The sequence below is a fragment of the Shewanella sp. SR43-4 genome, from assembly GCF_014163845.1.
Lineage (GTDB): Bacteria > Pseudomonadota > Gammaproteobacteria > Enterobacterales > Shewanellaceae > Shewanella > Shewanella vesiculosa.
Map to the genome: position 1 here is coordinate 117,265 of NZ_JACJEB010000012.1, position 14,788 is coordinate 132,052.

A 14,788-nucleotide genomic window follows, 5' to 3' on the forward strand; every position below is an offset into this window, starting at 1 on the left:
ACCAAAAATAATTTGGTAAAGATACAAATATTACCCTGTTAATTTTAACAATAAATTAGGCCACAATAACCAAAACCTAGCATTCAGCACGTATAAACTCAGCATAACTGACACTCTTCACCACTCAAGGAGTCACAATGAAAGCGATTGGATACTATCAAGCAGGCAATATTGATGCGATAAATGCACTTCAAGATATTGAAATTGCAACGCCAGTGGCCACTGGGCATGACTTATTAATTGAAGTACAAGCCATAGCCGTTAACCCTGTAGATGCAAAAGTTCGTCAAGCAAGACAGCCTGCAGAAGGCCAGCCTAACATCATTGGTTATGATGCAGTGGGTACCGTCAAAGCCATTGGTGATCAGGTCAGTTTATTCAAAGTTGGAGATAAAGTATGGTATGCAGGTGACATTACTCGCCAAGGAAGCAACGCCGAATATCAGTTGGTTGACGAACGGATAGTGGGTCATAAACCGCAATCATTAACAGATGCACAAGCGGCAGCATTACCGTTAACCACCATTACCGCATGGGAAATTTTATTTGATCGCTTGGGCTTACCTAAAGATGGCAGCGCAACAGATGCGCGGATTATGATTATAGGTGCAGCCGGTGGTGTCGGGTCTATTTTAGTGCAATTGGCAGCTAAACTTACTGGCGCTAAAGTGATTGCTACAGCCTCTCGTCAGCAAAGCCGCGATTGGGTTCTGAGCTTAGGAGCCGATGTTGTGATCGACCACAGTAAACCCTTATCAACTGAGTTAAATAATGCCGGTTTTGATAACGTGACCCATGTTATCAGTTTAAATCACACCGACAGTCACTTTGACGAAATCGTCGCATCGCTTCAGCCACAGGGCAAAATAGCCTTAATTGACGATCCCCTACAACCAATCGACATTATGAAGCTAAAACTAAAAAGCATTTCACTGCATTGGGAATTAATGTTTACCCGTAGCATGTTCGCTACCGACGATATGATTGCCCAACACCACTTACTCAATGAAGTGAGCCAACTCATTGATGCCGGCACGATAAAAAGCACTCTGGGCGAACATTATGGTCACATCAATGCCGCTAACTTGACCCGTGCCCACCAGCAAATAGAAACTAACACGAGTGTCGGGAAAATAGTCCTGGAAGGATTTGTAGCTTAACGCTCTGCTTCGTTAATCCGCAGTACCTCATCACTTAATCGCGCTGCATGTTTTGCATCCAGCGCGTTTTTTTATCTAAACACGGCCGTGAAGGATCCCTCTTCACCGAGCTAATAACCAATAAACTCTCACCTAAACGAGCATCTTAAAATAACTTGGGTATAATAAGCGCCAATTTGATACTACTTTTACCACAGTTAGGAAAACCCCATGGCTTGGATCCAATTACGTATTCACACTCATCGCGATAATGCCGACATGCTTGGCGACTTATTAATGGATCAAGGCTCGCTTTCCATCACTTACGAAGATGGCCAAGATGAACCTATTTTTGAACCCAAGCTTGGTGAAACACCGCTGTGGCAAGACACTGTTATGATTGCATTATTTGATGCAGGCACAGACTTAGCGCCAACCATAGAGTTTTTAGAATCTATGCCATTTCTGGGTAAAGGTTTTACTCATAAAATTGAACAAGTCGAAGACAAAGACTGGATCCGCGAGTGGATGGACAGTTTTCACCCAATCCAATTTGGTCAACGCTTATGGATATGCCCAAGCTGGCGTGAAATTCCTGATCCGACCGCGGTTAACGTTATTCTCGATCCTGGTTTAGCCTTTGGTACTGGTACCCACCCTACTACGGCCTTGTGTTTAGAATGGTTAGACAGCCTAGATTTATCAAACCAAGAAGTTATCGACTTTGGTTGTGGTTCAGGCATTTTGGCCATTGCAGCAATTAAACTCGGAGCTAAGAAAGTCACGGGTGTTGATATTGACTATCAAGCTATTGACGCCTCAAAAGCCAATGCAGAACGGAACGATGTCGTCGATCAACTGGCGTTATACTTACCAGAAGATCAACCTGCCAACTTACAAGCAGACGTATTAGTCGCCAATATTCTTGCTGGCCCGTTAAAAGAACTCGCGCCATTGATAGCAGAAAAAGTACGTGTGGGCGGTAAACTGGCACTATCGGGTTTATTACAAGAACAAGCACAAGAAGTATCCGACTTTTACAGCCAATGGTTCGTCATGGATCCGGTTAGCAACAAAGAAGACTGGAGCCGCTTAACAGGGGTGCGTAAGTAGTCTACTCGCAAGCCTAAAATGCACTCAATTACGGGCTATATTTTGAGCTAATTGAGTGCATCCATCCTAGTTTACAGGTTATTAACATTGTTTATTGACACTTGTATACAGGAAAAAGTCTCTCTGCAACTCGCACCAGTGCTCAAAAATAACCGAAATTTGCCATTTATTAGTCAAAGATGTGACGGCTAATAAAAGTCAAGCAAAAAAGTTGCATTTAGGTCATTTATTGACCTTTTCACAAGCGTAAAAAAGGGCTACTATAGCGCCCCTTTGGAGAGCAAGGTGAAGTTCGCAATGCAAATTGGCCCGTATCAACTGTCAAATCAGCTGATTGTGGCACCAATGGCAGGTGTCACCGATCAGGCCTTCCGAAATCTCTGCTTACGCTATGGCGCAGCTTTAGCCGTATCAGAAATGCTTTCATCTAATCCTGAGGTTTGGGACAGCGATAAAAGCCGCCAGCGCATGATGCATTCTGGTGAAGAAGGTATACGCTCCGTACAAATAGCAGGTGCAGACCCTGATTTAATGGCTAACGCTGCCAAGTTCAACGTTGAACAAGGTGCGCATATCATTGATATCAATATGGGTTGTCCAGCAAAGAAAGTGAATAAAAAGTTTGCGGGTTCAGCGCTAATGCAAAGCCCAAGCTTAGTAAAAGAGATTTTACAAGCCGTGGTTGCTGCAGTAGATGTGCCAGTAACGTTAAAGATCCGCACAGGTTGGGAGCCTGAACATCGTAATGGTGTTGAAATAGCCCAAATTGCTGAAGATTGTGGCATTGTCTCGCTCGCCGTTCACGGCCGAACCAGACAATGCATGTACAAAGGCTTTGCTGAGTACGACACCATTAAAGCAATTAAACAGACTGTCTCAATTCCTGTTGTCGCCAACGGGGACATCGACACACCAGAGAAGGCCAAGTTTGTGCTTGACTACACTGGCGTTGACGCCCTGATGATTGGAAGAGGTGCACAAGGAAGGCCATGGATTTTTAAAGAAATCCTATATTACTTGGAAACAGGTAAAAAGTTAGCGCCAATTAAGGCAGAAGAGCAACGCACTGTGATGCTTGAACACCTTAATAAACTTTATGACTTATATGGCGAATACAAAGGTGTCCGATTTGCTAGAAAGCATGTCGGGTGGTACCTAAACCATGAGGAACAGCGCCAATTTCGTGCTGACTTCAATCGGCTTGAAACCGCTGCCCAGCAACATTCCCTCGTAGAATGTTATTTTGATGAATTAGTTTAGAATTTAATAAAGAGCAGAATAGAATGTTTGATCAGACAACTAACACAGAAGTTCACCAGCTTACCGTAGGCAAAATCGAAACAGCAAACGGCACTATCAAGCCGCAGTTATTACGTGACGCAGTAAAACGTGCCGTGACTAACTTCTTCTCTCAGTTAGACGGTCAGGAAGCTTCTGAAGTATATGAAATGGTATTGTGCGAAGTTGAAGCACCTTTACTAGACATCATCATGCAACACACTCGTGGCAACCAAACGCGCGCTGCTAATATGTTAGGTATCAACCGTGGTACTTTACGTAAGAAATTAAAGAAATACGGCATGAACTAAGACCTAGCGTCTAAGTGATTGTAATGAAACGGGCTTATCAGTAATGATAAGCCCGTTTTGCTTATATGTACCTTCATATGTACCCTGAGTAAATTCCTTACAAAGTAACGTAAATAAAAACTCATACTCCTGATCCACCCAAAATCAAAAACTCGCAACATCCTCAATAGCCTAATGAGTTCTCAATCATGATGAATGCATCGCTGATCTCAACCTTGATGAATTTCTTAATGAATTTGAACTAAGGCTAACGCTCTTCAATAGCCCAACCTTTTCAAATAAAATAAAACTCGCAGATGATAAAAAGTGGCAACAGTTGCTAGATGGTAACCCTAACACTTAATGTTTAACGCTTAAGTATTTTTCTTATTTTTTGACACCTTGATTTTCAACCAAAAAATACTTCATTAATTACAAATCATTAACTAAAAACAAACAGAAGCATTTGATTTTCATCATTGTCAAAAAAACATCACATATAAAAATATTTATCTTAATCGGATTATTTCATTGCATTTTTATAAAAGTTAAGACTATGCTAATGAAACAAATGACAACGCTGTCACTTGTTTGGGAAAGGCAAACCAATTGAAAGATTGGGACGCAAAGCCTCCGGTCTAAGGGGAATTTAGTACCTATGATAGCGGGGACACCACAGGGATCCTTCTTCATGCATTTTTGACGCATGAGTTTTAGAAAGAACAGCTGTCCTGTTCGCGTTTTTTGCCTTATTGGTTTAAATAATTCAATAGGGAAGTCTCATGTTTAATACACGTATTTCAACATTAGCGTTGATTATTTCATCTTCGTTATCTGCACATGTTATCGCTGCCACTCCGGGTAAACCCACTCTTGGTTGGGGTGAAACAAAATTTGCCATCATCGAGGTTGATCAAGCCGCAACAGCCTACAACCAATTAGTGAAAGTCAAAGATGCAGCGGATGTATCAGTTAACTGGAATCTTTGGAGTGGTGATGTTGGCACTGTGGCGAAAGTACTGCTTGATGGTAATGCGGTATGGGAAGGCCCTTCGAGTGCGTCTGGCTCTGCAAGTTTCAAGGTACAGCAAGGTGGCCGCTATCAAATGCAAGTTCAGCTGTGTAACAGCGATGGTTGTACGGCGAGCGATGCCAAAGAAATCCTCGTGGCCGATACCGATGGCAGCCACTTAGTACCACTCAATGCTCCGCTTAAAGAAAACAACCGTCCCTATGTCAATAAATCAGGCAAAGTGGTCGGCAGTTACTTTGTTGAATGGGGGGTATACGGCCGCAAATTCGCGGTCGATAAGATCCCTGCACAAAATTTAACTCATATTTTATATGGTTTTACCCCAATATGCGGCGGGGATGGTATCAACGACAGCTTGAAAGAAATCGACGGCAGTTTCCAAGCGCTGCAACGTGCCTGTAGTGGCCGTGCTGACTTTAAAGTCGCTATCCACGATCCTTGGGCGGCGGTCCAAATGCCTCAGGCTGGTGTGAGTGATTTTTCTGATCCTTATAAAGGCAATTTCGGCCAATTGATGGCACTTAAGCAAGCTTATCCTGATTTGAAAATTTTGCCTTCTGTTGGTGGCTGGACATTATCCGATCCATTCTATTTTCTAGGAGATAAAACCAAGCGTGATGTTTTTGTGGCATCAGTTAAAGAATTCTTACAAACGTGGAAATTTTTCGATGGTGTAGACATTGATTGGGAATTCCCCGGGGGGAGCGGTGCAAACCCAAGTTTAGGTAATGCTAATGATGGCGAAACCTATGTCATTTTGATGCGAGAACTGCGAGCCATGTTAGATGAGTTAAGCGCTGAAACGGGACGAAGTTATGAACTGACCTCAGCCATTAGCGCTGGTGACGATAAAATTGCCAAAGTTGATTATCAAGCTGCCCAGCAATACATGGATTACATCTTTTTAATGAGCTACGACTTCAACGGCGGCTGGACCAATACCGAACTTGGCCATCAAACCAATTTGTATGAAGCCAGTTGGGATCCTGATACCCGCTACACCACAGACAAAGGGGTGAAAAACCTTTTAGCGCAAGGTGTTACGCCTGGTAAAATTGTGGTCGGCGCGGCTATGTATGGCCGTGGTTGGACAGGCGTTAATGGCTACACTGGCAATAATCCATTCACGGGTACGGCCACCGGTAAAGTAAAAGGCACATGGGAAGATGGCGTGGTGGATTATCGCCAGATAGTGAATGAGTACATGGGGAGCGGTTGGACTTATAACTATGATGAAACCGCTGAAGCACCGTCAGTGTTTAACCCAACGACAGGCGATTTGATTACCTTTGACGATCCTCGTTCGGTAAAAGCCAAAGGCCAATATGTGTTATCAAATCAACTTGGAGGACTATTCGCCTGGGAAATTGATGCTGATAATGGCGATATTCTTAATGCGATGCACGAAGGTCTTGGTCACGGTGAAGGCACTACGCCACCGGTGAATAAAGCCCCTATTGCCAATGCTGGAGCAGACATATCAGTAACTGGCCCTGCCGATGTAACTCTCAATGGCAATGGTTCACGTGATCCTGAAAATGGCGCCCTAACGTATCTTTGGACACAAGTATCCGGCCCAACGATAACTCTCGCTAACGCGGATATGGCCAATGTCATTATCCCATTAGAAGCCACTCTGACCGATGTCGTCTATGGTTTTAGCCTTCATGTAACGGATCCTCAAGGTGCATCGGCAACAGATTCAGTCCTTTTAACGAATAAGGCAGATGCGCCTAACCAAGCCCCAGTCGTGAGTGTGGCTGCGACAGCCATTGTCGAAGCCGGTAAGTCTGTCAGTATTGTAGCCAATGCCTCTGATGCCGATGGTGATGCACTCACTTACAACTGGACTGTGCCAGCAGATGTTTCTGCAACAGGACAAAATAGTGCCACGCTAGTCGTCACCGGTGCCAATGTCACAGAGTCGACTAGCTACTTATTAAGCGTGTTAGTTTCTGATGGTGCTTTAGATGCCAATGGCTCAACCACATTGACAGTCACACCTAAGGTAATCGGTGGGGGCTGTGATGCAACCGACCCTAATGCGGATCAATATCCTACTTGGCAAGCCAACGTGGTTTACAACACGGGTGATACCGTTAGCTACAGTAGTTTAGTTTGGAAAGCTAAGTACTGGACTCAAGGCAATAAGCCTTCCCGCACTGCGGATCAATGGCAGCTAATAAGTGAAGTTGAGTTAGGTTGGGATGCTACCATTGCCTATAGCGGTGGCGCTTCGACCAGTTATAACGGCCGTCAATGGCAAGCCAGTTATTGGACCAAAGGTGATATTCCTGGTATGGCTGCTGTGTGGGTAGATATTGGTATAGCTAGCTGCCCATAAAAAGCTTACTTATTAACTACATGTAATCGAAATAAAGCTCTGCATTTTTGCAGAGCTTTTACAGTTTACGACAGAAGTTCGTGCTGATAGACATAGTAGCTAATGACACATCAAAGTGTCGCTCTACCTTATTGCTACAATCATTGTTATCACAAGTAGCCAACTTGCCCTTAGACATAAAAGTCGCATCGACCAATTTATCGCACTTAATTGCATATAAAAAATGACTTTAATTGATCAAGATTTATCGCTATAGCCAGCCTCTAAGCTATGAATCACACGTTTAGGGTTTACATCAAGTTTGTTGTGAATCACTTTATTTACATAATGACCACCAGCCACAAAAATATGTGCTGTAATCGTAAAGTTATCTTCAAGATTCACTGTATAAATGGCGGTAGTTTTGAATGGCTATTTCTCACTGCTGGTGGCTCAGTGTATTTTACAACTCGGTCAGCCTCATCTGTTTCAAGATCAATAATCGGGTAACTCACCCATAATTCACATGGCTTCATGATATTAAAGTCTTGCTCAACCCATATGCTAAATCTCATAGGGGAATCATAAAATTCAAAACCATTTCTAGGCGCTATGAGGTCATAGAACATCTCAATAAAATCTAGATTACCCTTTTTATACGAATAGTATTTTGTTCTAGCAGAGATTCAATTGTTGGAATGCAATCTAGACCATAAGCTCTTCCTTTTACGAGTAAGTATTTTGATTTTTAAGTAATGGTTATATTTTTAGATGATCAACAGCTTTCCTTCTTTATGGTCACTACTGAAAACTAATTATCTACCTTCTAAAATATTTAATGCTTTTGATCGTGGCAGTAAAACCTAAAAATACGTCAACGAATCTTTGGATAAAAAATACTTTAGGGAGACAGTTCGAAACTGAAGATTAGTATTATGATAAATATTTATAAAATAGGAGGAGGTAGCATTTAACCTTTAATTAAGTGGTCAATAATTGTTAATTAAGTGGCCAGTAATTGTTGAAAACTTGATTAATGTTATTATAAAGATTCGAATATCAGGGATATTTAATATAAAATCTTTTCAATACTTTACGATAATATATACTTGTCAGTAACTTTGCTAATGATAGCGTCACATTGGTAAACATACTCTCACAGAATGTGTCTGCGCTAATTAATACCAATCTTTATGGTGCCATAGCTATTACAACCTGCTAACAATCTTCTGGATAAATATATTTTTATTCAAAAGAGTGCAACAAGTTTACCTACCCATTGATATTTATGAATTACTCATACCACTGGTGAATTCTTATATATCTTAATATCAACATTAATATTTTAAGATAAAGTATGCGTCCAAATCTTCCTATCACTGATAAAGAGAAAACATTTAACGTCGCGACCAAACTGATTTCAGTAACAGATACGCAAAGCAATATCCTTGAATGTAACGATGCTTTTGTTGAAGTCAGTGGTTTTGAAAAATCAGAATTAATTGGTCAACCACATAATGTGGTTAGGCACCCTGATATGCCACCAGAAGCATTTAAAGTGATGTGGTCATATCTCAAATCTGGCAAGCCATGGATGGGGCTAGTTAAAAACAGATGTAAAAATGGCGACTATTACTGGGTAGATGCTTATGTCACCCCGATAACACAAAACGGCAAAGTGGTTGGTTACGAATCCGTTCGCTCATGTCCATCTCGCCAGGATGTCGAAAGGGCAACGAAACTATACCGAGATATTAATGCAGGTAAAAGCCAAACAGTATCCTTCCCTGTTTCGTTAGAAAACTTATTTCTCATTTGCACAATTATCATTTGTGCTACTTTGTTTTTAATTGGTTATGCAGACTTATCTGAAGGCGTCTTGGTAGCATCCGTTGTGATATTTGCTATTTGGGTATCCCTTATTAGAAAGAATACCCTAGCAGCACTAAATGACATGCTTAGTCATTCATTTTCAGATGATCTAGCAGCAAAAAGTTATACTGACGAAGCAAATGATGCAGGTAAACTTAAAGTAGCAATTCTAAGTCAGTTTGCGCATTTGGGAGCTGTTATAGCTCGAATTGAAAGTGCAGCTCTTACAGTTGCAAAGGCCTCGGAGGACGGCACTGTTCTCACTTGTAAAACGAAAAAAGACATTGAAAGTCAGCAAGCTGAAACCATGCAAGTTGCCACTGCAATGAATGAAATGTCGACTACAATTACTGAAGTATCAAAGCATGTTAATGATACTGCAGATCAAGCCGATAATGCGAATGAACTCACGTTAAAGGGCGCTAAAGTTGCCAATGTCACACATGACTCTATTCAGAAGTTAAAATTAACGGTAGAGCAAATAGGGAGTTCTGTGCGTGGAGTTTCGGAACAAACCTCACTCATAGCAGGTGCAGCTCAAATAATTGAGCAAATTGCCGACCAAACCAACTTACTCGCTTTGAATGCGGCAATTGAAGCTGCTAGAGCAGGTGAGCAAGGACGCGGTTTTGCTGTGGTAGCAGATGAAGTCAGAAATCTGGCAAAGCGCACTCAAGAATCGACTAAAGACATTTATGGCATTATTACTGAGCTAACACAACGTGCTGACGATGCCGTAAAAGTTGCAGATGCCGGTGCTATTGATGCCGAAAATGGTCTTTCTAACGTCATCGAAAGCGGTAAAATGCTCGCTGGAATTTCTGAATCTGTAAGTGAAATTACTTCTATGTCAACTCAAATGGCCGCGGCGGTTGAACAGCAAGCACAAGTTGCTGAAAATATTAATAAGCAAATTGTTAATATATCCACACTTGCAGATATGAGCACTGAAAGCTCAATAAAGTTATCAGAAACCATTACTTATCTAAATAATATTGCCGATGAACTGCATGAGCTAGTAGTTCGCTTTAAACGATAATATAGAAAACAGGCACCGCTAAAGTCATTTGCAAATGATACTTTGATGAATAAAGTGTTTGTATATTAACAAACGAGCCAGACTCGATAGGAATATATTTTGAGCGCACCTGATTACCCTGTTGATGAAGCTGAGCGTTTACTTGCGCTAAAGCGGACTGCTTTATTGGATTCACCAGCCGAGGAACGGTTTGACCGTATCACCCGCCTTGTTGCTCGTTTTTTTAATGTTAAAATATGCTTAATTTGTTTAGTTGATAGTGACAGACAGTGGTTTAAATCCAAGGTAGGTCTGGACACTTGTGAAACGGGACGTGATATTTCTTTTTGCGGGTATACAATATTGCATCCAGATATTCTTGTCGTCACTGATGCAACAAAGGACGAACGTTTTTCTGCTAATCCACTAGTAACAGATGAACCACACATTCGTTTTTATGCCGGCGCACCAGTTAGGGAACCCAGCGGGCAATCGATAGGTACGCTATGCCTGATAGAACCCGTAGCACGTGAATTTTCAAATGATGAAAAACAAGTGTTACGCGAATTCGCTGACATGGTTGAGCATGAAATTGCCAGACTAGACCAGCAGAAGCTTCAACAACAGTTGTCGTCTAGCCAGAGGAGAACGACATCAATATTAGCGACGTTACCTGATATGGTATTTCTAATTGACCGTAACTTCCGCTTTTTAGTGTGTAACGAACATCCTGATTTATTAAAACCCCAATATGAAATTCTTGGGCAAACTATTGGTGATGTATTACCCAATGAGTTTGGTAACCAGCTTATGAATAATGTTGAACAGGCTTTTAGTACTGACAACATTATTTATCAAAACCATACTTTTATGGCAGCAAACAAATCATTTGAGGCGCGTTACAAAAAAACTGATGAGAACGAGGTCTTAATCGTTATTCGCAATATAACCGAACAGGTACTTGCTAACGCTGAAATCCAGCGGCTTTCCGAAGTTGCACGACAAACAACAAATGGTGTCGTGATAACCGATAGAAATGGCTTAGTTGTTTGGATAAATGAAGCCTTCAGTGCTATCAGCGGCTTCAGTATTGACGACATGGTGGGCAAGAAACCAGGCGAATTATTGCAGGGGGAGGATACAGCTGCTGCAACCGTTATGCAAATGAGGCAAGCACTTGCTGAAGCCAAGGGTTTTGATGTCGACGTGCTGAATTATTCAAAAGCCAAAAAACCCTATTGGATCAGAATTGCGTGTAATCCGCTTTTAGATGAAGAGGGAGAGCTTAGCGGCTTTATTGCCATTGAAACCGATGTCACAAAAGAGAAGCGAGATGAAGAGCTCATTCTCAATAGTGAAAATTTGCTTAAGGCGGTTATTGACACCAATACAATTGGAACCTGGCACCTTAATATTCAAACTGGCGAGTTGCTTATCAATGACAAGTGGGCTGCCCTATTGGGTTTCGATCTGGCTGAGCTTCAGCCAGCTCGAAGCACTTGGGAGCAATTGACTCACCCTGATGATCTTGCCTATTGCGCTAAACAACTTGAACAGCATGCAATAGGTCGGCTTCCTATCTATGAAGCAAACATGCGCATGAAGCACAAAAATGGCGAGTGGGTATGGATGAATACCCGGGGAAGAGTGTCTTCAAGCACGCATGATGGCAAAGCTGAATGGTTGCTTGGAACACATATTGATATCAATGATCAGATTAAAGCAGAAAGCTCGCTTAACGATACCTCAAAAAAGATGCGGGCTATCGTTGAGAGTATGCTCGATGGTGTTATCAGCATTGATGTAAAAGGTATCGTGTTAACCTTCAACCTGGCAGCAGAAACCATTTTTGGTTACCGTAATGATGAAATTATAGGTAAAAATATTAGTGTGCTAATGGACTCGCAGCATCGTGAGCATCATGACAGCTATTTATCAAATTATATTAACCGAGGTATCAGCGACATTACCGGCCGTATTCGCGAACTTGATGCATTACACAAAAATGGCACCATAGTTCCTATTGAGCTTGGACTTGTCGAGGTCCAGGTGTCAGGCAATACCAATTTTATTGGTATTGTGCGCGATATTAGTCAGCGGAAAAAGCGCGAACAAGAAATACATCAGTTGGCATATTATGATCCTTTAACGCTGTTACCAAACCGACGTTTGTTTTTAGATAGACTACAAGGTGTTATTGCGCAATGTTCACGCGACAACAAGTTCGGGGCCTTGTTATTTCTTGATTTAGACAACTTTAAAAATTTAAATGATATTGCTGGCCATAATAAAGGTGATTTGCTGTTATGTCAGGTAGCTGAACGGCTGGTTCAGACGGTTCGGCTGGTTGATACCGTGTCGCGGTTTGGTGGTGATGAATTTGTCGTTGTAGTTGCAGATCTCAGTACTGATGAACACACTGCGGCAAACCAGGCGGAATCACTTGCTCAAAAAATTATTACTAACTTAGCGCAAGAGTATGATCTTGGTGGACTCACTCACAATAGCTCTGCAAGCATTGGTGTGACAATGTTCAATAGCGCTGATACATCAAAAGATGAGTTATTGAAGCAAGCTGATATGGCGATGTATAAGGCTAAAGATGCAGGCCGCAACGGAATCCAGTTTTTTGACACGCAGATGCAGGTTGCGGTGAATTCAAGAGCAACGCTCATTCATGACTTATATGAAGCTCTTCACCAACAGCAATTTACCTTGTTTTACCAAAAGCAAGTTAACCAACATGGGTGCACTATCGGTGTCGAAGTGCTGGTGCGATGGCTGCACCCTGAAAAAGGTATGATTTCACCCGCTCAGTTTATACCGCTGGCAGAGGATACTGGCCTTATAGTGCCAATTGGTGAGTGGATATTACAACAGTCATGTGAGACGTTAGCTCAGTGGGCTAATCAGCCTGACAGAGCTAATCTGACAGTTGCCGTTAATATCAGTGTGGTGCAATTTAGTAAAAAGGACTTTGTGCAGCTAGTACTCAATGTACTGCACCAATCGGGGGCTAATCCAAAACGGCTGAAGTTAGAATTAACTGAAAGCCTTCTGGCAAGTAATATACTGGATGTTAAAGCCAAGATGCTTGAATTGCAGCGACACGGCGTCACGTTTTCAATTGATGATTTTGGTACAGGTTATTCTTCCTTATCATATCTCAAACAACTTCCTATCAATCAGCTGAAAATCGATCAGGGGTTTGTTCGGGATATTATTAATAATAGCAACGACAAAGCCATCGCACAGGCCGTAATTACACTCGCAAGCTCGATGAATTTGCACGTTATAGCCGAAGGAGTTGAGACTGAGGCACAACGGACACTGTTGCAAAGTATGGGGTGCTATTCATACCAGGGGTATCTTTTTGGCAGGCCAGAGATGCTAGAGGATTTAGAGGCTACAGTATAAAAATATGTAGTATTTCGAAAAGTGTTTTGCGACTAATTGATATTAGCCGCATATGCAGCAGAATAGGTATATATTTTCACACATCTATAAATCCTCGATACTGCACTTGGACTTGATTAGCAAGCAAACGTTATCTCCAATAAGCTTCTAGGGTCTGTTGATCTTTCGAGAGTGATTTTTAGACAGCATGGCAAGACGTTATAATTTGCTTCGCAAAAAGTAACTATAACCTCAAGCCATGCCAAGACTTATGCTAACCGATGCACGCTGGGAAAAGCTATTCCATTTAATGAAAAGCACAGGCCGTGTTTATGACAAACCTGAACATAGACAAACATTCGAAGGTATTCTTTACCGCCTTAGAACAGGTATCCCTTGGCGAGATTTACCTAAAGAGTTCGGTCATTGGAGCACGCTCTTTAGACGGTTTCATTTATGGTCTAAGAAAGGCATTCTGGCACATTTATTCAAGGCCTTAGCCAACCTTGCTGATATGGAATGGGTCTTTATTGATGGCTCGATAGTGCGGGCTCACCAGCACAGTGCAGGTGCAGCGACGCTAAGTAATGAGAGTATTGGTAAAAGTCGAGGCGGTAATTCAACCAAAATTCACTTAGCCGTCGACAGCGGAGGATTACCGATTTATTTCGAATTATCAGAAGGCCAAAAACACGATATTACACACGCCCCCTGCTTAATTGAGCATCTGAAACAGGTTGATACCGTCATTGCAGATAAAGGTTATGACAGCGATGCTTTTCGTGAACTTATCGCAAATAAAGGCGGGAAATCCGTTATTCCAAAGCGCCGCTATAAGAATACACCTCAAGAAAAAGTCGATTGGTGCTTATATCGGTATCGACATTTAGTGGAGAATGCTTTTGGAAGAATTAAACACTATCGAGCAATATCAACAAGATATGACAAGCTAGCAAGAAATTACGCCAGTATGGTGTTACTGGCGTTTATGTTAATGTGGCTACCGATGTATTGCTGATCAACATTTGTACAGCAAAGATCAACAGACCCTAGTCACTAGTGATAAAATATTTACAAGATAGTAAGTTTCAACCATTAGTAAAATGATGTGTGATTTAGGTTTATCGTGTGAAGTTAAGAGCAATCCCCTAAACCTTTATCACAGAGCTTATTTGTTGCTATTAACGCCCTGAGTTACACTTCAAGTTACTCACGTATCTCGATATAAGGGAAAAAAGAAAAACAACGAGCAAATTAAAATGTTGTTACTTATTAAAGACCTAGGCAGCTACACTAGATATGGTAGATATCATTATGACCAAACTA

At 41.8% G+C, this 14,788-nt stretch carries 9 protein-coding genes and 1 riboswitch; of the genes, 8 read left to right on the forward strand and 1 reads right to left on the reverse strand.

The annotated features are described in order from the left end of the window. The first annotated feature begins 137 nt into the window (after positions 1-137). The 5 genes from H5123_RS14680 (at position 138) to H5123_RS14700 (ending at position 7,197) form a co-directional block, all read left to right on the forward strand. The gene (locus H5123_RS14680; RefSeq protein WP_182698440.1) at positions 138-1,160 is read left to right on the forward strand and encodes a zinc-binding alcohol dehydrogenase family protein; all 1,023 of its coding nucleotides are present in this window, start codon (positions 138-140) and stop codon (positions 1,158-1,160) included. 210 nt (positions 1,161-1,370) lie between these two features. Further along, a complete protein-coding gene (prmA, locus tag H5123_RS14685) occupies positions 1,371-2,252 on the forward strand; it encodes a 50S ribosomal protein L11 methyltransferase (protein ID WP_124017242.1) in 882 nt (293 codons plus the stop codon). Between the two features lie 297 nt (positions 2,253-2,549). Continuing rightward, positions 2,550-3,512, forward strand: a complete 963-nt coding sequence (dusB, locus tag H5123_RS14690; RefSeq protein WP_124017241.1) for a tRNA dihydrouridine synthase DusB — start codon at positions 2,550-2,552, stop codon at positions 3,510-3,512. Positions 3,513-3,535: 23 nt separating this feature from the next. Then, entirely contained in the window at positions 3,536-3,841 is a 306-nt protein-coding gene (gene fis / locus H5123_RS14695; RefSeq protein ID WP_011635942.1) for a DNA-binding transcriptional regulator Fis, read from the forward strand. Positions 3,842-4,409: 568 nt separating this feature from the next. Beyond that, a riboswitch (cyclic di-GMP riboswitch) is annotated at positions 4,410-4,498 on the forward strand. Between the two features lie 104 nt (positions 4,499-4,602). After that, positions 4,603-7,197 carry a glycosyl hydrolase family 18 protein gene (locus H5123_RS14700; protein WP_182698441.1) on the forward strand — a complete coding sequence of 865 codons (2,595 nt, stop codon included), beginning with the start codon at positions 4,603-4,605 and terminating at the stop codon, positions 7,195-7,197. A gap of 380 nt (positions 7,198-7,577) precedes the next feature. Here the strand turns inward: H5123_RS14700 and H5123_RS14705 are convergent, their stop codons facing one another. Continuing rightward, a complete protein-coding gene (locus tag H5123_RS14705; RefSeq protein WP_182698442.1) occupies positions 7,578-7,751 on the reverse strand; it encodes a hypothetical protein in 174 nt (57 codons plus the stop codon). Between the two features lie 782 nt (positions 7,752-8,533). On the opposite strand from H5123_RS14705, the gene H5123_RS14710 reads away from it, so the two are divergent. From H5123_RS14710 to H5123_RS14720, 3 genes are all read left to right on the forward strand, one after another. Continuing rightward, a complete protein-coding gene (locus H5123_RS14710) occupies positions 8,534-10,087 on the forward strand; it encodes a PAS domain-containing methyl-accepting chemotaxis protein (protein ID WP_182698443.1) in 1,554 nt (517 codons plus the stop codon). A 99-nt stretch (positions 10,088-10,186) separates the two neighbouring features. After that, the gene (locus H5123_RS14715) at positions 10,187-13,483 is read left to right on the forward strand and encodes an EAL domain-containing protein (protein WP_182698444.1); all 3,297 of its coding nucleotides are present in this window, start codon (positions 10,187-10,189) and stop codon (positions 13,481-13,483) included. Between the two features lie 238 nt (positions 13,484-13,721). Next, positions 13,722-14,480 (forward strand): IS5 family transposase, encoded by a 759-nt coding sequence (locus tag H5123_RS14720; RefSeq protein ID WP_182698445.1) that lies wholly within the window; start codon positions 13,722-13,724, stop codon positions 14,478-14,480. Positions 14,481-14,788 lie beyond the last annotated feature (308 nt).

Coding starts and splice junctions, on each gene's coding strand:
- fis (WP_011635942.1), top strand. CDS start 3,536: ATGTTTGATCAGACAACTAACACAGAAGTTCACCAGCTTACCGTAGGC.
- dusB (WP_124017241.1), top strand. CDS start 2,550: ATGCAAATTGGCCCGTATCAACTGTCAAATCAGCTGATTGTGGCACCA.
- H5123_RS14710 (WP_182698443.1), top strand. CDS start 8,534: ATGCGTCCAAATCTTCCTATCACTGATAAAGAGAAAACATTTAACGTC.
- H5123_RS14720 (WP_182698445.1), top strand. CDS start 13,722: ATGCCAAGACTTATGCTAACCGATGCACGCTGGGAAAAGCTATTCCAT.
- H5123_RS14700 (WP_182698441.1), top strand. CDS start 4,603: ATGTTTAATACACGTATTTCAACATTAGCGTTGATTATTTCATCTTCG.
- H5123_RS14680 (WP_182698440.1), top strand. CDS start 138: ATGAAAGCGATTGGATACTATCAAGCAGGCAATATTGATGCGATAAAT.
- H5123_RS14705 (WP_182698442.1), bottom strand. CDS start 7,751: ATGAGATTTAGCATATGGGTTGAGCAAGACTTTAATATCATGAAGCCA.
- prmA (WP_124017242.1), top strand. CDS start 1,371: ATGGCTTGGATCCAATTACGTATTCACACTCATCGCGATAATGCCGAC.